This window comes from Gilvimarinus sp. 2_MG-2023, assembly GCF_030547685.1.
In the GTDB taxonomy this organism is placed as follows: Bacteria; Pseudomonadota; Gammaproteobacteria; order Pseudomonadales; family Cellvibrionaceae; genus Gilvimarinus.
In genome coordinates, this window is the sequence record NZ_JAUOQM010000038.1 from 1 (window position 1) to 22,619 (window position 22,619).

Consider the following 22,619-nt stretch of genomic DNA (forward strand, 5'->3'; position numbering starts at 1 on the left):
TGGTTGGTTTGGCGCTTACAAATAAACAGCCTGAATCTTCCTACGTTTGGCGAAAAATACGCTATAACCACTACCACAATGCCAACGATCATCAGCTATATTTTCCCGGAAGTATCGCCTTTTATGGCGGTAAGTTTTACATCTCTAGGCATATCAACTTTCTATTTAAAACTGATTGGCTAAACAAGGAAATTCTTTGGTTCGAATTTACGCACCCTGGACAGGTGCATAATCTGCCTGAAACACCTCCCGCGAATATCGACGATACGCTAGCAGGCGCTGACAGCAACAATAATCTTATTAGAGACGACTTTGAATACAAAGTCTTGTTTTCCAACTATCAGCCTGAAGTAACAAATGCCGCCATGGCGGCAGGAAAAGTTTATCAACTATTAGTGACCACAAGCGAAGAATCTCAACCTCCTCCCACACAAAAAGCAAGAGACCTAGTTGCCGGGTTTGTTCTAGCTGAAATGTGTAAGCGTACAATGCACAGAAGATATTCAGGCAATGCTTGGTCAGAGGCTAGCCACTTCAACACGATCGATCGAATTAAAGTGAAATACAGTTATATTAATTACTTAACCTCAATGGTCGGATATGAATCAATCGATATTCCTACGGGGGACGCCTGTGTAAACCTTGAATCCTATAGATTAAGGAGGTCTATATTATGAAACTTTCCATGCTAACTACAATAATAATTATTATAACATTTTCTTCATCACATTCTTTCGCAATATGCGAAAACAATATAGACAACACCAAAACATACTATATTAACGGCATGTTTACTACTGTTGATGATTACTTTGCAAATAAGAGTATAATTTCTGAACTACTGGATAATTATTTTCCAGATCAAGGATTCAGCAAACATGTCTACGGATCTCATAACAATAAAAATGAAAAACTTCTCTACCAAGCTGCCGAGGTAGCCAGACAAAAAATAGAAGATAATGTACAACACGCTAAGGAAGTTCTAATTTCATTTCTTAACAATGAAACTTCTAATATAAACTCAGACGCTGAGCTAGATGTACTTAAATCCTATCTGCAGGATATATCAAGAATATATAAAATAACCTTATCCGAAAGTGACACATTATCTGCCGAGAATGAAATTATAGATCTATTAAACACCTGTTCAAGAGTAATTCTAATTACCCACTCACAAGGGAATTTTTACGGAAATGCAATATATACCAATTTATATGCTAACTATAAAAATGTTCGCGGTTATTCGATAGCAAAATTCCCAATGCTTGGAATGATGCAAATCGCCTCACCTGTACAAGTTCCAGGCGGCTCTATTGCACAACTTCATCCTGATATGATTGGTCACTTAACTAACGATAACGATCTAATAATGAAAGCTGTTCGAGAAACTTTAGGAGCCGTGGAATCTAATTTTTCTTCTTCAATTACAATTAAAGACCTGTCTGGCCATTCACTCAATACATCCTATCTAACTCCTCCGGAACAATCTTCTGAAATTGCAGGCCAAATCGATAGAATTAGACTAAGAATGATACCATATCCTATGCAGCATCAGAACAGCATATCTAGCAGCGCCTTTGCCTCTCTTGGACATTCTACAATTAATAAACTTTTAGACCTAAAATTCACTGATGGAAGCGTTTACAGATATAGTGACGTAAGTGATATTGAATTTTTAAGCTTTATATCCTCTGCATCTCTAGGGTTATACTTTAATGAAAACATTAAAAACATTTATCAATATTCTAAAATTCATTGACCGTAAAGACTGATAAAGCTTGCGGAATTCACAGACCGAAATTCTTTAACAGCGGATGGACTAATTCAAACATCTAATAGAATAACGAGTTCCGGGGACAGTTTACTTAATTAAATTTATCGGTTTTCACTTAATCCATGAATAAATGGGGTCAGATGAAACTTATGGCGCAATAAACACCTTTCCTGAAACCACTAGTCTTCCGGTTGATACTCATAATAGATGATTAAGCCGGTCGGAGGGGCGGGGGATTACCGGACCGGCTGTGTCTGAGATAACAGCACTGCATTAAAGCACTAACCTACCGGTTATTTTAATAAACCTGTCGCCAGGGTGCGGAAGGCTACTATGGCTTTTGGCAGTACGTCTTTCGGGGAGTCGCTGGCGGCGCTGCATTTAGCGCGGCGCCGTTTAGTAGCCTTGCAGCCGCATCAATGTCTACTCTGCATTTTGTGGGTTTCCCGGATTTTGCGGATTTTTTTTTAATTTTGAATCAACCCGCCCTGAGGACTTGAGCAAAACCACTGGGGTCAGATACCTTCTTGAAAATTAAGACCGGAAAGCGAAATTTCGGATTAATATGGGTTTCTGACATCACGACACCGTAGAACATGTGAACCAGCTTCCGCATGCTGACGCCTATAAACGCCGCTGACGATTTGGCACTCTTAAAGAGTCTGTCATCACCAATTTATGTCAAAAACTGGGATTAGCCCAGCACCCTGCCTTAAAAATTCACTCTAATTAGGTGGCTAAATTTACTATAACACCCTAAGTGATTGTTCAGTGCTTGCATTCAAAACTGAATGACAGTATTTTCACGATGGGTACAGTATCAAAAATAATACGAGTATATAGGGGAATTAGTTGATGAAATTCTTACACGTTATCTTTTTAATGGTAGTTGCTTTATATGTGGGTGGGGTAAATGCTCAAACCGCCATCCCTGCTGTTCAGGGGTTGATCCCGCCAGGGGTGGAACCTGGTGATAAGTTCTATATTATTTTCGCTGGTAGTGATACCGTGGACGGAGCGCAATCATCGGCCACTTATCAGGCATATGCAGCTTCTGTAAAAACGAACGACCCTATCACCGACCAAATAAGTGGCTGGATAACTTTATTTGGTCACGATGACTCATCCTTGGTCACGACGTCCGCTTTAGATTATACAAATATCCCTATTTACAATCGTAATGGTGATAAAGTGGCCGATAATAGGGCAGAGCTTTTTAGTAGTGCTCAGGATAGCGCCATTGGTTATGATGAACAGGGTAACCCCAATGCAAATAACATTTGGACTGGATTTAACTTTACCGGAGGCAATACTGGGATAGGTGATGATTCGTTGGGGGGGAATGATTCATTGGCTGATGGTTGCCTAGCTGGTAATGCTGCGGAAGCTGATAGTGAGTGGGCTGCATCGGTTTTAGCTGGTGGAAATGGTTGTACAGGCGTGAATTTGGGTATGTATGTGATTTCGCCAGCTTTCTTCATTCCTGAGCCTTCTCCGTTACCTATACTCAATATTCCAGGTTTTGTAATTTTACTAGTGCTAATGGGGCTTATTGCTAGACGTTACTTTGCTCGCTTACGTACCTGAGGAGTTGCAAACTCAGGCACAGAGTCAGGTTGAAGTTCCCCGAGAAAAACGGACACTATAATCAGGCGGTATTTTCAAACCATCGGAGTCGGGTCTTTAATCAACCACTCCCAACTCGTACCGTGGAGGGCTAGCTTTTAAATTCACAATGCATTTTGTGGGTGTCCCTGGTTTTTTCGGATTTTTTCAACTTGCTTGCAAGGCGCAGGATAGTCGCTGACTTTGTTTTTTGAGAGGTTTGATTGCGACACAAAAAAGGCCAAACAACAAAGCTGCTTGGCCTTTTAATCACACTTATTCAGCTAGTACTAGAATTTAACGTTTTCGACGAACGGCATACCCGCCCATAGCCGCTAGCATCAAGAACAGTACTAACTGACCCAACGCGCTTGTAGTGGGTAAGGGGGTAGGACTGCCGGAAGGCCCAGACGCAGCATCAACGTTTACCGCGATGCCGTCTATATCGTTGATATTAATGCCACTATACGATCCGTCGGCTGAGACAGCAGGAGCCGTGACGACAGTAAATGCTTGGTCGGCATCGACAACCATGTCGGCGACAGCTGCGACATCAAACGTGGCGGAGAAGCCGTTGCCTGCCGTCAGGACAACCGTGGCCACTGATACAGTGGCTTCACCGCCGGCAATACTCACATCAACAGAGATATCATTGGCCGGGGCGCCGGAAACTGACATGGTGACAGTTTGTGAGCTGCCCTCGTTGAGAATGAAGGCGCCACCACTGGATGGGTTCATAAAAATGTTGGCTATCTCATCATCAAAATTTGTGACATTAACGTTTGGGGTGGGTGCAGCATCGAACGAAGCTGTACCGCCTACAGCCGATGTAGTATTGGTAATAGTGTAGGCTACATTTCCATCAGCTACGCCATCATCAACTGGGGTAACGGTAATGAATTGCGGTGTATCCCAATCAGCGTCTGTAAATGTAAGATCAGCACTAACAGACCCCTCCGATGCATCAACTCCGCTGGTTGCTACTGTTACGACTTCTCCGGCCGATGGCGCCTCGTCTAAAACAACTTGGTAAGTAACCGCTGAGCCACCTTCATTGGTAAACAGAGTAGTGGTTGGGTTGATGTTAACTTGAATGGCGGCTGAGCTTAAACAGGAAAAGGATAATATAGCTGAGGCAAATAGTGTGCGTTTTAACCAATGATACATGGGATTTCCTTAAAGATTGTTTTTAACAATGGGGGACAGACCCGAAATACTTCGTTTTTTATCTAACCTTCCTGACTGGCTAAATTTTGGGTTGTGGTGCCTGCCTTCTGGCAGGTTGGCTGATCCACCATTACCCCTACGCGCTATGTGGCTAATCGTGCCATGAATGTGCACAGCTTGCAATTCCCTTTAATGCCGCCGTATTCAAGCAATCATCTCGGCAGTTATATATGCCAGAAGTCGGCGATTATATCTCCCCACGGATGCGACTAAAATTGAAAAATTTTAGATAAACCGTGTCAAAATATTTTCGATTTTCTTGACTAGAAGAGTTCCATCGGGGGTAAAAGTCCAAATCAATACACCAATATTACACAGAATAGATAACCACAATAGTGTTTTGAAGGGTTGTTTTATCGTTTTATGGCGCAGGCGTGATTGTGCATAGAGTGCCCCTGGCCAACCACCCAGTAGAGCAAGCATATGCAGGGTATTCTCTGGCACCCGACGGCCCCCACGTTGTGCCGCTCGCTAATCCAATGCGTAACACCAAACGTCAGTACCGACAAAACGAGATAAACAGGGAGCAACCAGAGCGGGCCGTTGAAAATAATCAGCGATCCGGCAGTGAGAATCAAAAAAGATAAAGCAAAAATCACTGTGGCGGGGGTTTCGCGGGGGTTTAGTACTCGAACACTCGTGGCATTTAGCCTGCCTTTGATGTCTTTTGTGAGCTCAAAATCTACGTTGTCACCCACGCCGGGCCGACGCTTTATACGGCGCAACTGTGAAACATGAAAGAAGACCCGTAATTTTACTTCTGACGCTGAAATAAACCCATATCCTTTAGCGTCGTGCCACTCAATAATTTTTCCTTTCATACTTTATGCTCTATGATTTTTTACTGTATGTTCTACCACAATGTAGCGTTTAGTTATGGCTATAGAGCATTCATCAGGCAGCATTCCACTCATGTACGATTACATCTGAAGCACCACTGGTATAAACAGGGTCGTTAAACGCTATTGTTTGTGCCGACTCTAGGTCTTCAGCCACAATCACATAGGCGCCACCAGTCTGATCGGTAAAGCCGCCGGCAAGCTCAAGTACTCCATTCGCCATTAGCTGAGCCAAATATTCTTTATGTCCTTCTATGACGGAAACATCAAAATTAGGTGTTCGTAGTGTCAAGATAAGATATCGCATGATCCACTCTTTTATGAGGATAGGGGAGTAAAGATGATGGATTATAGCGTGTTAGTACTTATAAGCTCCATTTCCACTATGATTTAAATGATATGCTCTCGGAAAATAGACAACTGGCTTATGCCGTCGTTATCATTTATATAACGATATAAGAAGCTCATCAAAGTTCCACGGTTGGAACATCACAAAATCCTATCATTTTGTGCGATTCCAGACAGTTATTAATATACAGTTAAATAATTTAAGACTGGAAACATTATTGCCAAAATATCACCCAAGATATAGCCGTATATTCATATACCGTTTCCTGATCAGGCGATCTATCGGCATCAAGGTCGATTTGATGTAGAATGACTGATTGATTTTCATCATACTCATACGTTTGCACACTATCCATCACCGTATCAAAATCGGAATCTTGCTCTAGCATAGAAAGATACTCGTGCGCGTTATAAGTATACAAAGAACATAAATCAAATGACCACTACACATTCCTTTCTACCATAAATTTAACATACGAAGACATGGCCACCTTTAAGAATTCAATAGCTTAATAACGGTAAATGTATTATTGGTAGATTCTTACATTGACCATAAGCTGTGTTAATTCAACTAGAATTTTTTACTAGCCCTATACCGATCCTGAACCCATCAAGGCAAACGTAAAAAAAAGTTTTTTATAGGTATTTAAAAAATATAGCAATCAGCCTCACCGGGATTAATTTGTCACTGATTTCCACTAATTAGTTTTTTTGTCGCTTCAATTAACCTTTAACAATGATAATTTTAAGATACATTTATCTTTCAGAACTTAGAATAAATGCATATTGTGGGGATAAGTCATACTGTATAGCCATATGACGAACGTCCGTGCCTGAATTACCTTGCTATAAAACTCTATTAAAACAATAACTAACCATCATTGTGGCGCATCTATTCAAGAACCATCTACCGTCTTAAGTACGGCTGGCTTCTTCCATCCAGAATTCGATAGTAGCGGGTAGTAGAAATTACTGAGAAAAGTGAACCTGTTAACAATCTATTTAACTTCAGTATTTGAATATTGATAGAAGGCTGTATTCATCGACGGTAGATTAATCGGTTTTCCAGAATAGACTTTGCTAGCATTTCTATCTGACTTAATTCAATTAAAAAATACCCGGCAAGGTGGGCAAACTAACCACTTTGCCGGGAGAAGATTCAGGGGTAAACGATTCGTTATTGAGTAATTAATGCAAGCTCAATATCTTGATTCAGCAAGACCCACCAAAGCTGTCTGTCGGTATCAAAACCTGCCACTGGCTCTGTACGACATGATTCTAATCGTGTAGGGGCTTCGTTAAGGAAGGCCTCATCGAACGCGCCCTCAACACGACAATCATGACTGACGACTTCAGTCCAATGACCATCGATTTTCCACGCTAGCGTATGTTCGCTATCACTGTGATCATCACTTAACTGCAGAGACACTGCATAGGTGTCGGAGACGGCAGTAGCCAAATCCCATTCTTTCGATGCTGTGGGTGGCAGCACAACGGCTGGCTTCTCAGTGCCTGTCGCGCTAGAAAGTGGTAATCCAGTCGCAGCTTCAATATCCAGTGGAACACCGTAGTCATCCTGATACACGCCAGTTTGATTTTGGGTGCCACTGATCAGAAGAATTTCAGAGGCCGTATTAGCTGCCGGTAACCAACTTAATGTAACGTGCTCTTTGAGGTCGAATGTTGTTTCGGGTATTACCAATTCTTCTGTTTCAAAATTAGGAATAATTCGCGCGGCGCTGTTTAAATTTGGTGTCCAGCTTTCATGCACCTGGAATAACCATTGGTAGGCTAAACGGGTAAGGTCCATCAGCGACTCTGCACGTGATATTCCGGGGGTGTAACTCATATCGCGAGTACGAGTATCTGTGCGATTAAATGTCGCGTTTTCACCACCTATTAATTTTGCAGTTAGACCACTGTCAGAAATACAAATGTCGCTGCGATATTCCGGCTGCAATACCATGACCGAGCGTGTACCCTCAGGAATTGAGGTAGGGTATATCAGCATTTCACAACGGTTAGTCGATCGTGAAAATTTATCTAGCAGCGACCAATCGGCGATAAAGTCTTGATCTGCGTCGTTACTTTGTGCTGTGTGTGGAGCGAACCAGCTTTCGTAATCAACTCGAGTTCCGGTAAAGCTCAGCACCGAGGAGTTAACGTCAAAGTTCTGTGAGCCACCACTCATGGTTGCATTTTTTTGAGCAACGATGGCTTGCACTAAGTCGCGCTCGCCGTAACGAAATTCATAGCCTTTATACGAAGCGTTGCCTGACATAATCTGCGTGTAAACGTCCATCCGATAATTACCACCTGTGGGCGTCGAGCCCGAAGGTAATGTCGTTAAGATGGTTTTGGCACTAACCACTGATCGCTGATATTGATGTTCATGGCCCTGCACATAGATAACATCGTGCTCAGCAAAAAAATCACGAATGCGAGGCTGTACATCGTACACCCAATTGTCATCTTTTGTGCCATCGACAATCTGTTCACGCGTTTGACCGTATTTCGCACCAATTAGACCATCGTGGCTGGCCACAACGATATGATCTACATCATCGCGGTGCTCAAGTATCACTCCGGTAATCCAGTCAAAAGCAATTGGCAAGTTATAGTAGGCCAAACCAATAATAAGCACATTGTCCCGAATCACATAGTAATTCACCCACTCATAACCATGCATGTGGACAGCATCTTCGGGAATAAAATCGCGCATATTCTCGATCCACTCCACGGTATAGGCATAGCTAGTTTCATGGTTGCCCATGACGGGTAGAAAGGTCATACCTGAATCTCGGTATGGCTCTGCAACACTCCGCCATTCATTAAATTCAAGCGTAGAGCCGTGATCGGTAAGATCGCCAACCGCAATTACCAAGTCGACACCTGCTTTCTGCTGATGCGCTAACACTTCGTCCATCGGGTGCATAGCCACATGCGCCTGATTGTCTGAGTCAGTGCCTCCTTGTGTATCGGGTAGCAAACCTATTTTGAACGTCGATTCTGGCGTTGGCGCTTCTACTTGGTCTTTATCTGTTTCAGTTTCTGTTTCGGTGTCCGGTATAGCATTTTCGCTATCTTTATTAGAGCTTCCACCGCAAGCACTAAGTAGTCCTGTCAGTGCAAAGCAGGCAAATATTGTCCAAATTTGTTTAGTCAACATAAGTCATTCCACTTGATAATAGTGAGTTACACTCCTAAACAGAGCGTGGCGCGCACATTAAAAGCTATATAAATGACGGTTGATATTATATTTGGTTACAATTGGATGAAGAAACAGTAAGGGCTAAACCAATGGCCTAGTATTGGCTTACCTGGCTGTAAAAGCTCCACAGTAGTCGCTCCTCAACGCTTTAAGCGCTTGGATTTTCGGGGAAAGTTTACCTAATTAGGTTTATAGGCCTTATTGTACTTAATGCTTAGAATTTGACAGGAGCTACTTAAGACAAAGATGCCTTGATGGCGAATTTCTCATTACCCGCATCAGATTATTCAGCGCGGTGCGCGCCGGATGAAAATATTTTTCACAGAAGTTAATTCTCAATAATACTTAGAGCTTGTGAAGTCATCCGGGCCAGACCTTTCATTTCACACAACTCATAAACCCTAAACACAATAGTTCGTTCATTTAAATTTTTGCTTTAAGTGGGCCAATTGAAAAAGCAGGGGGGAAGAACTACTGCGTAACATCTGGGCTTTGCCCTTTATTATTTAACCTTCCTAACTGGTTAAATGTGGATTCATGTGGTTAATTGCGCCATGAATTTGCGAGCCCTCTATTCCCTTTAAAACCACCGTATTCAAGCAGTAGCGGAGATCGAAGATCCAAGTCTTTTTGGGCGAAACTCCCAAGCCTAAATCTCACCTCTTTAGCTTTAATAGCAATCAAAGTACTTTTTGGGGAAATGTGCACCCTGTTTACGGTGGGATGGGTAATTATGGTGCGGCGTTGTCTAAACCGCTTAATCATTCGAGTATAAATATTATTTTGTAGTCATATTGGTCAACCAAAACACTTATTTGGGGATAAATATCAGCATTAACCTCCAAAAATGCGCCATTTTGTTTCACGCCTGTCACAAAATGTTAATTTTTGCACAGCATGGTAGCCTATTTGGTTTACAGAACGGTATTAGAGCAACTACTATTCAATCACCGCTAGTGGTTAACCGTTAGGAAGACAAGGTTGATTGCCAGTTGTGAGCCTTGAACCTTTTCCTTGGAACGCAAAGGTCTCGATGCCCGGTATGACTGATGTGAAAAACAATAAATCTAGATTCGCAATGTAAGACAGTTCTGGTTTTTCGTTTTGCTGTTCCGTTCAGTGATCTTTTGAGTCAGACGCAGGTGAGTCTTAATGATTCCCAGGTCGTGACAATACTAATAACAATCTCGGAGATTATTCCCCATGAAAAAAATCATGCAAATTCCCTCTGCACTAAAAGTAATGGCTGGCGCTATCGCGCTGTCAACCGCCGGTGTGAGTTACGCCGCCGACCCAGTATCCGTTAGCGCTTCTAGCGATGACGGCAACACCCCAGACAATACCCTCGATAACAGCTTGTCTAGCCGTTGGTCAGCTCAGGGTGACGGCCAGTGGATCGAGTATGATCTAGGTCAGGTGTATTCTGTGGATACACTTGAAATTGCGCTGTACAAAGGCGATCAGCGCACTTCCACCTTAGACATTCAAACCTCAGCTGATGGCAACAACTGGCAAACCGTTTTCTCCGGCGAGCAGCCTTCCAGCACTAGCAGCCAACAGACTTTCGATGTAACCGACAGCGATGCCCGTTACGTCCGTATTGTAGGCTACGGCAACAGTTCAAACGACTGGAACAGCATTACCGAAGTTGATATTGAAACCTCTACCGCGAGCAGTTCTTCTTCATCGTCCTCAAGTAGCTCAGCGGGTTGTGGTAGTTGCGGCACCAATGTTACCGCTTCGGCCAGTACCGATGATGGCAATGTAGCTGAAAATGTTCTGGATGGTGATTTGAATACTCGCTGGTCTGGCAATGGCGACGGTGCAATTCTGGAATTGGATTTGGGTACTAGCCAAACCGTTGGCAGTGTCGATATCGCCTTCTTTAAAGGAGATGAGCGCAATTCAATGTTTGAAATTCAAACCAGCGCCAACGGCTCAAACTGGGACACCGTTCTTTACAGTGCCGTAAGCAGTGGCAACACCACCTCACTGGAAAACTTTGCCGTGGAAGAAAGCGAAGCGCGTTATGTGCGTTATGTCGGTAACGGCAACACCGCTAACAGCTGGAACTCGGTTACCGAAATGAGCGTCAGTTCAGAAGGTGGCACCGACGGCGGTGGCGACAATGGCGGCGGTGATAACGGTGGTGGTGATAATGGCGGCGGCGACAACGGTGGTGGCGATAATGGCGGTGGAAACAACGGTTCTGCCAGCATTCCGTCAGACTTGATGAGCAACTGTAACCAGTGGAAAATCACTTATCCCGACGGTGTAGAAGATAAAACCCTGTGCGGTGAAGATAACAACGAATACTTCTACGTAAACACCGAAGGCAATGGTCTGGTCTTCTTCGCACCAGTTCGCAGCGGCAATGGCACCACACCCAACTCTAGTTATATTCGCTCAGAGTTGCGTGAGCGCGAAGCAGATGGCAGTAAAGATATTTACTGGACCACCTCAGGTCAGCACACTGTGTACGTTAAGCAAGCGATCACCCATCTGCCAATTGTTAAAAGCCACTTAGTTGCCACCCAGATTCACGGCAACAAAGACGACGGTATTGACGATGCTTTGGTTCTTCGCCTTGAAGACAACCACTTATTCCTTAGCTTTAACGGCGGCAAGCTGCGCAGTGATGTAACCGTGTCTAACGACTACAGCTTGGGTACCGAGCACGAAGTAATCTTTGATGTGGTTGACGGTAAGCATTACGTTTTCTACAGCGAAGATGGCAACCTAGACAGTGCTTATGCCTCAGGCAATGCGAGCCAGTACCTGGTACGCGACGGTTCTAACGACTACGTTATGGACCGTAGTTACGGCGAAGCTTACTTCAAAATTGGCAACTACACACAAAGTAACGCCGATAAAGAAGGCAGCGAAACCGGTGACCCAGATAACTATGGCGAAGTGGTTGTCTACGACTACTGGGTTGATCACCAGTAAGAGTTGTCGTTTCCGCACTTAGCGGAAACTGATTCGAATGCCTCCCCGCCGCTTATTGCGGTTGTGGGAGGTTTTTTATTGTTTGCGTTTTCTATACTGCCTAAGTATTTCCCGAATAAACCGAATAAACCAACACACAGCCATTGGTTACACTGTCGCGCCTATTGCGGTTGCTTAATGTAGAGTTAACCGGGAATCTTCGTTTGTTCTGTTCCATTTTTGGCTATCGCCGCTTTAATTTTTTCAACACAGCATCCACATTCGGCTCTTTTTATTCAACAGCCTATACACCCTCATTGGCTGGCCCAAAAGTGAATTCACCTTCGGCTAAAAACCGCCCATAATTTACGGGGACCACTCGGTAAACGTTGAAAGGCTTTAAACTATAAGAACTTACTGTTAGCCACGAAATTTAGCCTGACAGAAGGCCAATAATTTAACGTGATAAATTGAGCTATGAAGAAGGGAAGGTGTTTTAGAAATTATGCAATATCGGCGGTCAAACGTTTAATATTTAGAAGCCGAAATTCACACTGACCCTTGGCAATAAGGCCTCGGGTCAGTGCTTACTGCTTTGCAATTTATTGCGGATTCAAACCCAATTTTTCCAGTACCAGGAAGAAGTTTTCACGACGGTCTTCAATACCGTCAACTTCGCCACTGATTGGGCAAGATGAATCCGGGCAACCGCGGTTAACAATACCGGAGATGTCATCGATAAACTCGGTGCCCTGCATGCCACCATCAACATAAGCTTTTAGCTCTGTCAGGTAGTCCCAATCACCGTAAGGACCGCCATCTACGTTGTAGCCTTGTACATCGTTCACCCAGTAGAACAGACCTGCAATCCACTTGAGTTCTTTGTGCTCTTGCGAGGTACAGATCAACTGCGGATTTGAACAGAAATCTAAGTTTGCGTATAGCGGGTCTGCTGGTGCTGGTGCAACATTGATACCTTCCTGAACCGTACCCACAGTGGCAGGGTCAACATGGCTGCGCCCCAAAAAGTGGTTAAGCGTACCAAAGTTCTGGCGACCTGTGGTTTGAATTACACCACGGCCCCACCAACCACAACCTTCAACAGACTTTCCTGCTGCACCATTGTGAACAAACTCACCCGCTTTTTGGCCCACATAGACTTTACACTCATCACGCTCCCAAGCTTGCTTGGATGTGTCGATGCGCTCAGGTGTTTCAGCACACCAGCCACCACCGAAATTCCAGTAGCCGACAGCGCCATTAACCAACAAGCCGGCTTCTTCCAGCACCGCATCCGGCGCAGCAAACAGCGGCGCAGGAGCACCGTACCAACCAGCATGTGTTGTCGCCGTCACTTCCATCTTGGGTGCGAGTGGGCACGAATAAGGATGGTCTTCACCGGTGCTAGGGTTAACACCATAGCTGGCATAGTCTTGCTGCAGCTGGCCGCAGGAAGAGCTCAGCGGGTAGTCCACCGGATCACCGGTACCAATCGACCAGTTGTTTTCATCACAGGCATTGTAACGAATGGTTTCTTTCATGCTTTGCGAGAGGAAAGCGGCGATGGCGACTTTTGCATATTTGGTATTGGTGGCATCGTCTGCTTTCTCATCGAGCAACCAAAGTTTTTTGCCGGCAATACCGACGTTATGCATGGAGCTTAACGCCTTCAGGTAGTCGTTCCACTTGTAAACGGTCGACGGTGCGTAAGAGCCCTGAGATACCTCATACAAGAATGCCTCTGTATTCATTGTTTGCTCAACGGATAGAAGCGTTGAGTTCAATGAAGCGTTTGAGGTTAGCTCAAGATTATCGTCCACAGCACTGCCTTGACCCTCGTAATACAAAGGAACAGTTGCCGTCGCATAGTCCGCTATCTTGTCGCTCAAGCTTGTGCTGTCAGCATCAAACAGAACCGCAAATACATTGTGGTGTGCCGCGTGACGCAATTTACGCTCCGCAGAGGTTGTACCCAGAAAGTAGCTACCGGCTTGGGCTGTTGGTACAGACAACAAGGCAGGTGACTCAATAAAGTCGGAGACTTGTTTAACAAATCGCAATCCATTGTCCCACTGATCCGACGTTAAAGCTGCCGTCTCTGTCGTCTTGACGAAGGCGACGATGTCAGCGGCGTTGTCGCCACGGTACAGCTCGAAAGAATACAAGGCGTCTGCAGCTGCTTTAGAGGCGGCATCCCAAACACTGCGGTAACCTGAGTGGTAATCGTTGGCAAAGCTGCCAATGGTCAACTCCCAGCCGAAGACAGCGTTAGGTGCCATCTCGTTGAGAATTAGATTGTAGGCTTGTACCACGCCTTTAGCATCGTTGCTAAGATCGCTTGCATCGATAGACGCTGTGGTAGCAGATAGTGCCGCTTGAACATTTACAGTACCTAAAGAGGCGCCTTTGTCCGCCACAATTGAGCCGAGCAGGTCACCACCAATAACCACAGTTTTGGAACCGGCGTTTTGTGCAATGGTAATAGCGGCTTCAAAAGCATTGGTCAATATTGCAGTACTGGTAACACTTGCAATAGAAGCTGTGATGTCAACAATTTCAGGTGTCGTTGAGGGTGTGGCGGCGACAACTTGATTTGGCCAACCGGCGACTTTTAGGCTAACCGGATCGGTCGGGTTCGGCATAGAAAGCAAAGCCGGACCACCTTCAGCAGTACCATCACAATTAACCACGTGCTCCCATGTATCGTCGCTACCTGGAATCGTATCGGTGTAGTACTTTGCGCTGTAAGCTATATTGCCGTAAACCACCACTTGGTCTTTTTGTGCGTAATTCGCTTGCGGCCAGTTCGGATAAACAGGGTAGTCCTCACACAGCTCACCGACATCAACGCTACCCGAGCTTGAAGAAGAGCTGGAAATTGCGCTCGATGAGCTGCTGCTGGAAACACTGCTCACACTGGATGACGAGCTAGAGATTACGCTTGATGAACTGCTGCTGGAAACACTACTCACACTGGATGACGAGCTAGAGATTACGCTTGATGAACTGCTGCTGGAAACACTACTCACACTGGAGGACGAGCTGCTCGACGACGGATCACCGCCACAGCTGGCGCTGCCCATTAGCTCCCAAGGCCCGTAGTCTCCCGCGTTTTGGGGGTTGTCACCGCGTGTCCACCACTTGGCTTCAAAGCGAAAGCCACCGGCGGTGACCTGAGCACCACCCGTATAGGCGACACTGGCATCCCAAGCGTTTGCACAGGAACTGCCCGTTGAAGATGAGGCGGAACTAGCAATAGATGAACTCGTAGAGGATACAGATGACATCGACGAAGCCGAACTAGAAGACAGGCTCGATTGACTACTGCCATCGCATTGGCCCAAACCGGTCCAGGCATTTGCATAAGCCCAGCCCACTCCAGGCTCGTAAGCGCCGCCGGTGGAGCACCAGCCGCCCACCTCGCAGCGAAAGGCCTCACCATTGTGGCGAACCAGATCACCCGCGGCATAAGTAGTGTTGGCGTAATCGCTGAGACTCGCGCAATCATAGGCCTGAGCCTGCATAGCAGCGCCTGTCCCCACGGTAAGAGACAAAGCTGTCAGTAGCTTACCTCGTATGGATATAGTCATATTATTGTTCTCCCAAGTCATTAAAGCATTGGTCATTGACGAAGTATCAATGCCCACCTCCATCAGCGCTTTACCGGCAGCGCTTGTTCGCCCATCTGGTCGTGCATACCCATTGATCTGAACCAACGGGACAACGTTGTCATTTACAACCAAAAAAAAGCCGGCGGCTTTTAATTACATTTTCACATCTAGAATAAGCATGATCAGTATGCAAACACATAGATCTAAAAACAAGTCTTTTTGGCTAAAATACCAACAAAATATCTCTGTTGTGCCTTAAATCACACTGAATGGCTCTTTATTCAGAGTGCTTATTTCTGACTCCGACACAATGACAGCGTTGTCATTTCTTTGAACTTGTGAGGATTTATTGAGATCACCTAAAGCGCATTTTTTAGACAACTCAATGATTCGATAAGCCTGCTTATCCAATTTATAAAATTGATCTTTACTTGCCAACTTAGGGATCTTTAAATCAAACAAATACTTATTTAGAGTCTGACCATTTAAAGATTCCAGAGAAACATTATTAGCACCTGAAGGTTCTCTCGATTGAGGAAGCCCTTGAAATTTTTGCAGTACATAATCCGAAGGTGCCGATGAAAAAACTTGCTAAAAAATAACGTAGCTCATAAATATTAACCTCATTTCCTTGGTTATATAATAAAATTATTGAGCGATATACCCATTCAATAAATTAGTGTTAGCAGTCCATAAGAACATTCACTAGATAAAACTTTAAACTAATTTTTATTATTTCACCTTCTTGATTGGCTATATTTTTATATCAAATTTATACTTTTGGAAATTGAATATTGGTTTAATAACTCTGCGCACCAAGTGCGTTTAAAGCGCCACCGTGGGACGGCGCTATCTCCCGATTGATTCAAGTGACAGAAACACCTCAACAAGAGCCTATTTTATGATCGACCAGGGGCGCCACAATAGCCCCCTCTCTAATCACAAAGGCGAAGCTATGCGTCACCCACTAAATGTGCAAATATCTTTGGGCAGAAGGGTAGGAATAATGCCAAACTGCACCGTGTCTTTCGAGCAAGTACTCTCGGTAGGGGCATCCTTGCACAAAACATCGCCTGGATTTAGGTTGTCATTACCAGTAAAGCACCAAGCATGACCACCCGTAATAGTTCTTTTACAAGTGTGTTTAGTGGTACCAATCCAGTGCTTACAAACAGCATAGCTGTAGGTGCTAGCATTGCCTTTTAGTGCTTTTTCCGTCGCTGTTGTCTGGCACTTTTTCAGCGCCTCTTTACTTCTATCATTAACGGCATTGAGTATAGTGAAGTTACCCGATAGATAAACTTTTTTCTCATCGACACTGGCTTCTTGAGCCAATACATCACTTATACAATTGCATTGTTCTTCGGCCGCTTCGGCACTGAGCCCTAACTCCTGCTGATGATCGCTACAAGACTTCTGATAACTGGTACGAAAGTTTGGCGCCTCGCCGGCCAAACAACTCACGGCGAAAAGGCCGGCTACCAACGCGATAATTTTTTCCATCATTTATCTCCTTGAAATCAATATGAGGGGCGAAGCATATCGTACTTCTTCCCACGAAACGAACCTCTATTTAGGGGTAATTTATGAATCCAGAAACTCAGCTTGAATAGCCGAACCAGAATCTTTGTTAATTGTTATCTGTTTTATGAATGGACTACGCTTAAGTGCTCCAGTTGATTGAAAGTATCTATCCAGCTCGTTTTTTAAAACCTAAATGGTGTTTATATTTATGGATTTATCCGCCAAACATGGCTGAACTGGAACGATGCGCTGAAGTAGGTTTTGACTTGTTTCTTGCTGCGCGCCTATTATAGGATTTCTATAAGTTTATTTATACAGGGAGTGTTAAAAATGACCGGTTCTACTATGTCCATTCGCGATTACCTTAAGCATGTATACCCACTCGCACAGTCTGATTTAGACACTATAAGTGATGCTTCGGTAAATGAATTTTTCAATTCCCTGGGCTTTTACTTTCAACTTAGCCCGCAACCTATCGATGTTATTCCTCCGGGGAAAATTTCTCCACGTAATCAGGTCGAGTTGCCCCAAATTGGCGAGCTTTATTGGCCCTCTGTGATTAACCCGCAAGGCTTTTGGTGCCGTAATCCTTATGACCCTACCAACCCTCTCAACAACAAGTTTGTAAAAGGATTTGCATCCGGCAGCCGGGTAGAGGTATGCCACTCGAATGTCTACAACGGTAGCGCGGGTATCTACTACTATTTGGCTCCCGGCTCGGGCATTGCGGTTGATCTTGGCAAAACTCTTGTGGCCCGCAACAAATTAGATGTAATGCGCAAACTGGGTTGTAGTAACGATCAGATTGCAACGGCGCTGAATACTCCCGCTACAGCATACTGGCCTTACTACACCGGAGGCCAGCTACCACCGCCGGGCAGTCAGAAGCTCTTCAGAGATTTAGTCTCGAAGTATGTGGACCAATATGGTGTAACGACTGAAACGGCCCAAAACGCGATTATTGATGCAGCGATTGATGAGACCAATTACTTTTATGGCCGCGTCAACGACACTGGCTGGCAGGTGGATGAGGATAATTTTAATCTGGCCAAAAGCGCCGGCTACGATACTGTACAAATGACAACTCAGGCTAATATGAATAACGGCTGGGCGTTTGAGATTATCGATTTGCGCGTGTCTCCAGACAATAATTTGAAAACAACAATGACATCTTTAACGCAATATCACACGATGGTAAACCCGTTTAAACCTAGCCTTCATCAACGCGTGAGCAATACATGGCCATATTATAACTTATACGCCGCAAACACTTTGTCTGAAATTGCAAAAGATTATCCGTCTTATCAAGAGCGCTTCCCTTTTGCCGGGCCGGGTTATATTAACCCAACCCCAATCCCAGGGTATCCACACTAAGTAGCCTTGGTGCCGGCCCGTGAACTCACTCGCAAACGCTATGCCGTACTGCTAAGCACCGACAGTATTTTGTGCACTTGCTCTGTGATCTCACTGCCCTGAGATGTGAGATACCCACCATCTGGCTGGGTTACGAGGCCCCTCTGGTACAACCGCTCGGCTGCGGCTACGGTAGCCGGATCGGCCGAGTGTTTATGTACCTTTATGCCCTCTTGAGAGGACGATGAGTGAAACAAGGCAAGCAGGTTAAGTTCGTTGAGTTGTTCTGGGGAAAATGGCATGACGTATCTCTTATTGTTGTATTAATAGGTACCTGACTGGCCGATACCCTAGAATCTTTAGACTATACCGACTCTACCTGATTTTGCTATCAGATTGCATCTAAAATTAAAGTGGTTAAGCAACTAAAGCCGAGGCCCTTAATCTATCGCTGATTCTTACCTTTTACATTCTCAAAAACCAACCTAACAGCTCACCGGGCTTAAGGTCACAAAGTGGTACCATTTTAGAGCATTGGTACCCGCCTATGGTTTAACAACTTGGTTATATAACTTCTAATACTACTCGCTCGGTTAGGCTCATCAAAATCTTCTAAAGCCCGTAAGCAAGCCCCAAGTTTAAGCCTGCCCTCAACACAATAGGCAAGGCACTGTACTCGCCTCCTAGATCGGATTTTGGCAAGGTAATTCTCGACCTTTACCCACCCACTATACAATCAAAGTTGCTCTCTATTAACTATCCTATATACTTTACTGAACAACGGTAAAAGCCCCAGACGAGCATGTCTATATGGATCGCACCCTACTACGCACCCTAGGCGACAATACTCGCGACTTAATCTACGCTAAAGACTTAGAAGGGCATTTTCTTTACGTCAACGCAAAACTCCTCCAGATGTCAGGCGTTGACTCTGCCGATAAAATGATCGGTAAAACTGACTTTGACTTCTCCCCCAAGGATTTAGCACAAGGGTATTTCGAGGATGATCAAGCGGTTATTCTTTCAAACAAGCCCCTGACCGACCGAGAAGAGCTGGTTTTGGATTCCGATACAGGGCAGGCCCGCTGGCACTCCACCACAAAAGTCCCGCTCACTGATAACGGAAAAGTTATCGGCATCATGGGGATAACTCGCGATATAACAGCCAGAAGACAGGCCGAGGAAGAAGCTAAAAAGCTGAATATTGAACTTGAAAAACGGGTTGAAGAACGAACCCAAGAGTTAAAAAAGCTCAGCGATGTGTTAGCACATGAACGAAATTTAATGCGCACCTTAGTGGATTCACTGCCCGATAATGTTTTTGTTAAAGATACTCAAAGCCGTTTTTTACTGGCCAATCAGGCCATTGCTCGCGCCATGGGAACCACGATTGAACAATTGTTAGGCAAAACTGATTTTGAATTTTTCCCCGATAAAATGGCTCAAAGTTTTTTTGATTCGGAGCAAAAGGTAGTTCAAACCGGCAAGCCAGTACACCTAGAAGAGCCCTATCTCAACCAAGAAAAAAATCAATTAAGCTGGGTAATGACCAGCAAAGTACCTGTGCGAAACAGTGCGGGTAAGGTTATCGGTATAGTTGGAATTGGCCGAGACATTACCGAGCGGCGAGCCAGTGAGCTGGCATTACAAGAGAGCCAAGAGCGCTTTCGTAACCTGACAGAGTTATCCTCCGATTGGTATTGGGAGCAAGATAAAAACTTTGCCTTCATTAAACTGGCCGATCCAAATCATAAATCGGGTTACCGCCTCAACGATGTTCGCGGTAAAACCTTACAACAGCTGTCTCATGCCAAAGCACTTAGTTCCGATTGGAATTCACATCAAAAATGCATCAGCTCGAACTTACCTTTTCGCAATTTTGAATTTCAAGTCGTCGATGCTGAAGGAAACAACCGCTATTTAAGCTTAAGCGGTCTACCTAATTTTGGCGACAACGGGGAATTTGATGGCTACAGGGGCATCGGCTGCGACATTACCGAACGTAAAACCGCCGAAGCACATACACAGTACTTGGCCACTCACGACAGTCTCACCAACTTGCCTAATCGAGCCATGTTTTTTGAAACACTAGACCTTGCCATTGACTCCGCACTGAGAAACCGACGAAAGTTGGCTGTGCTATTTATTGATTTAGACCGCTTTAAGAATATTAACGACACTCTCGGCCACAATGCGGGCGATACCCTACTGGTTGAGATGTCATCTCGTCTCTCGACCAGCCTACGCTCATGTGATGTTGTCGCTCGCTTAGGGGGCGATGAGTTCGCCATTTTAATACAAGATATTACCGATCCAGAACAAGTCGCTAAAGTGGCTCGCAAGGTAATTAATGCAACCGCCAGCCCGGCAACTATACTTGGGCAAGAGTGTCGTGTTACCGCCAGTATTGGCGTATCAATTTACCCCGGCGACGCCAGAGATACTCAATCCATAATGAAAAATGCCGATATCGCCATGTATCGCGCGAAAGACGAAGGTAAAAACACCTATCAATTTTATTCGGCGGATATCAGCACACGGGCATTCGATCGACTCACTCTAGAGAACAACTTGCGCCTAGGAATAGAGCGCGATGAGTTGTTTTTGGAATACCAAGCAAAACGCGATCTTAAGACGGGCGATATTTGCGGCGTTGAAGCCCTTATACGCTGGCAGCATCCGAAGTACGGCGTGATTCCACCCGACAATTTTATTCCACTGGCTGAAGAAACTGGCCTGATTGTGCTCGTTGGACGCTGGGTACTTAAGACGGCCTGTACGCAAGCAAGAAGATGGCAAAAAGACGGCTTTGCTCCTATTGGCATGGCAGTTAACTTATCCGTTCGACAGCTATATGACGGACATCTCGTTGATGATATTGCACAGGCACTCAAAGAATCGGGATTACAGCCCGAACTACTAGAGATGGAAATAACCGAAGGCATGGTGATGCAAGACACCGAGCGTGCTATCCGTATATTGCAGGCCATAAAAGGGCTTGGAGTTCGCCTGGCTATTGACGACTTTGGGGTTGGCTATTCCTCCCTTGCAAAAATTAAACGTTTCCCTATCGATACCCTTAAAGTTGATCGGTCCTTTATATGTGATCTTCCCCAAAATACCGAAGACCGAGCGATTGCCGAAGCTATTATCGCCATGGGACGAACCTTAAATTTAACCGTTATTGCTGAGGGGGTAGAGACCGTGGAGCAAGAAACCTTTTTACGACTGAATCATTGCGACCAGTCACAGGGGTTCTATTTTAGCCCACCCAAGTCTCCAGAAAAATTTTCTGAATTAATGCGTGAGCAAATCAACCGGCCACGCCAATTTTAGAAAGTCGCGCCTTGCCCCCTCCGTGACTCTTGATGAGTTTATTTCCAATACAACGGGGGCACAGAGCCCCGATACCAAAGTAACCTATTAAAACACCCTAAGATTCATTAGATATCATTGTTCACAACTTTCAAAACGTGTGCAATGTCACATACAAGGCAGGCAAACTTTTACCCAAGTGGCATAGAAGATAGAACCACGTTATAGCTTAAGTCGCTTTGTACCTCTCATTTGAAATCTGATAAAAACAATGATAGTGATTTTTTATTTGTCAAAACCTTTTACATAATTCCAAAATTATATTGGCATCACTAAAACACGCTATATTTATGGTCTTTTTACGACCAGAAACATTACCGCGATAATATACATAACCAACCGTCTACAGAATTATTGCCAACTTAATGATTCTATTTTTGGATTTTAAATATAATTAAAGCATCTACGTCTCATCTATAAAGCCGTACAGTTCTCACATTAATTGTGAAGCAAAACGAATGGTAACGTTAAAGTTATCGAAAGAATCATTTTATTTAGAAGCCTAAAATAATTTAAAATGAATTCAATTCTTTATTTATAAAATTTTATCTATTTATTGAAATTAAACTAACCTTTTCTTATTGCTTTTAGTTAACTCTAATAATTCCAATCATTAGTAATTCCAATAAACGCCCTCAAGGAAAATAGAAAATATTTTTTACAACTTTGTTTTATGCGCCGCGAGTTAATTATTTTTGTGACTCCTGTCGCTAAGGAGGGCACGTAATGCCGTTTTGTTATTTTTTTTCATCACTATACTTCTCAGCAATTGCATCGCTGATGCAATTTATAGCACCAGCTATTTAATCGGTGCCTTTCAGAAA

15 protein-coding genes are annotated in these 22,619 nt (G+C 44.4%); 6 read left to right on the plus strand and 9 right to left on the minus strand.

Annotated features, from left to right (window positions below; all coding sequences use genetic code 11):
* The 3 genes from Q4526_RS08050 to Q4526_RS08060 all read left to right on the plus strand — a co-directional run.
* Positions 1-677, plus strand: a 677-nt coding sequence (locus Q4526_RS08050) for a hypothetical protein (RefSeq protein WP_215976539.1), incomplete at its 5' end; no start/stop codon positions are given.
* A complete protein-coding gene (locus Q4526_RS08055) occupies positions 674-1,759 on the plus strand; it encodes a KTSC domain-containing protein (RefSeq protein ID WP_215976540.1) in 1,086 nt (361 codons plus the stop codon). The genes Q4526_RS08050 and Q4526_RS08055, both read left to right, overlap by 4 nt.
* Positions 1,760-2,629: 870 nt before the next feature.
* Positions 2,630-3,361 carry a hypothetical protein gene (locus Q4526_RS08060; protein ID WP_215976541.1) on the plus strand — a complete coding sequence of 244 codons (732 nt, stop codon included), beginning with the start codon at positions 2,630-2,632 and terminating at the stop codon, positions 3,359-3,361.
* Between the two features lie 315 nt (positions 3,362-3,676).
* Here the strand turns inward: Q4526_RS08060 and Q4526_RS08065 are convergent, their stop codons facing one another.
* The 6 genes from Q4526_RS08065 to Q4526_RS08085 all read right to left on the minus strand — a co-directional run bounded on the left by Q4526_RS08065 (position 3,677) and on the right by Q4526_RS08085 (position 8,962).
* Complete coding sequence (locus Q4526_RS08065) at positions 3,677-4,546, minus strand: hypothetical protein (RefSeq protein WP_215976542.1); 870 nt, start codon at positions 4,544-4,546, stop codon at positions 3,677-3,679.
* A gap of 285 nt (positions 4,547-4,831) precedes the next feature.
* A complete protein-coding gene (locus Q4526_RS16485) occupies positions 4,832-5,029 on the minus strand; it encodes a DUF1294 domain-containing protein (RefSeq protein WP_368411101.1) in 198 nt (65 codons plus the stop codon).
* Positions 4,960-5,427 carry a cold shock domain-containing protein gene (locus Q4526_RS08070; protein WP_215976544.1) on the minus strand — a complete coding sequence of 156 codons (468 nt, stop codon included), beginning with the start codon at positions 5,425-5,427 and terminating at the stop codon, positions 4,960-4,962. The genes Q4526_RS16485 and Q4526_RS08070 overlap by 70 nt, the downstream gene beginning before the upstream one ends.
* A gap of 73 nt (positions 5,428-5,500) precedes the next feature.
* Positions 5,501-5,752 (minus strand): YciI family protein, encoded by a 252-nt coding sequence (locus Q4526_RS08075; RefSeq protein ID WP_215976545.1) that lies wholly within the window; start codon positions 5,750-5,752, stop codon positions 5,501-5,503.
* Positions 5,753-6,008: 256 nt separating this feature from the next.
* Positions 6,009-6,182, minus strand: a complete 174-nt coding sequence (locus Q4526_RS08080) for a hypothetical protein (protein WP_215976546.1) — start codon at positions 6,180-6,182, stop codon at positions 6,009-6,011.
* A 788-nt stretch (positions 6,183-6,970) separates the two neighbouring features.
* Complete coding sequence (locus Q4526_RS08085) at positions 6,971-8,962, minus strand: metallophosphoesterase (protein WP_215976547.1); 1,992 nt, start codon at positions 8,960-8,962, stop codon at positions 6,971-6,973.
* A gap of 1,245 nt (positions 8,963-10,207) precedes the next feature.
* Between Q4526_RS08085 and Q4526_RS08090 the strand changes: the two genes are divergently transcribed.
* Positions 10,208-11,953 carry a discoidin domain-containing protein gene (locus tag Q4526_RS08090; protein ID WP_215976548.1) on the plus strand — a complete coding sequence of 582 codons (1,746 nt, stop codon included), beginning with the start codon at positions 10,208-10,210 and terminating at the stop codon, positions 11,951-11,953.
* A 581-nt stretch (positions 11,954-12,534) separates the two neighbouring features.
* On the opposite strand, the gene Q4526_RS08095 is transcribed toward Q4526_RS08090, so the two are convergent.
* Both Q4526_RS08095 and Q4526_RS08100 read right to left on the minus strand, forming a co-directional pair.
* On the minus strand, positions 12,535-15,522 hold the full coding sequence (locus tag Q4526_RS08095; RefSeq protein WP_303609588.1) for a cellulose-binding domain-containing protein: 2,988 nt from the start codon (positions 15,520-15,522) through the stop codon (positions 12,535-12,537).
* 981 nt (positions 15,523-16,503) lie between these two features.
* Positions 16,504-17,046, minus strand: a complete 543-nt coding sequence (locus Q4526_RS08100) for a hypothetical protein (protein ID WP_303604561.1) — start codon at positions 17,044-17,046, stop codon at positions 16,504-16,506.
* Positions 17,047-17,340: 294 nt separating this feature from the next.
* On the opposite strand from Q4526_RS08100, the gene Q4526_RS08105 reads away from it, so the two are divergent.
* On the plus strand, positions 17,341-18,441 hold the full coding sequence (locus Q4526_RS08105; RefSeq protein ID WP_303609589.1) for a hypothetical protein: 1,101 nt from the start codon (positions 17,341-17,343) through the stop codon (positions 18,439-18,441).
* A gap of 38 nt (positions 18,442-18,479) precedes the next feature.
* Here the strand turns inward: Q4526_RS08105 and Q4526_RS08110 are convergent, their stop codons facing one another.
* Complete coding sequence (locus Q4526_RS08110; RefSeq protein WP_215976551.1) at positions 18,480-18,722, minus strand: TIGR02647 family protein; 243 nt, start codon at positions 18,720-18,722, stop codon at positions 18,480-18,482.
* A 508-nt stretch (positions 18,723-19,230) separates the two neighbouring features.
* Here Q4526_RS08110 and Q4526_RS08115 point away from each other — a divergent pair.
* The gene (locus Q4526_RS08115) at positions 19,231-21,756 is read left to right on the plus strand and encodes an EAL domain-containing protein (protein ID WP_215976552.1); all 2,526 of its coding nucleotides are present in this window, start codon (positions 19,231-19,233) and stop codon (positions 21,754-21,756) included.
* The last annotated feature ends 863 nt before the right edge of the window (positions 21,757-22,619 follow it).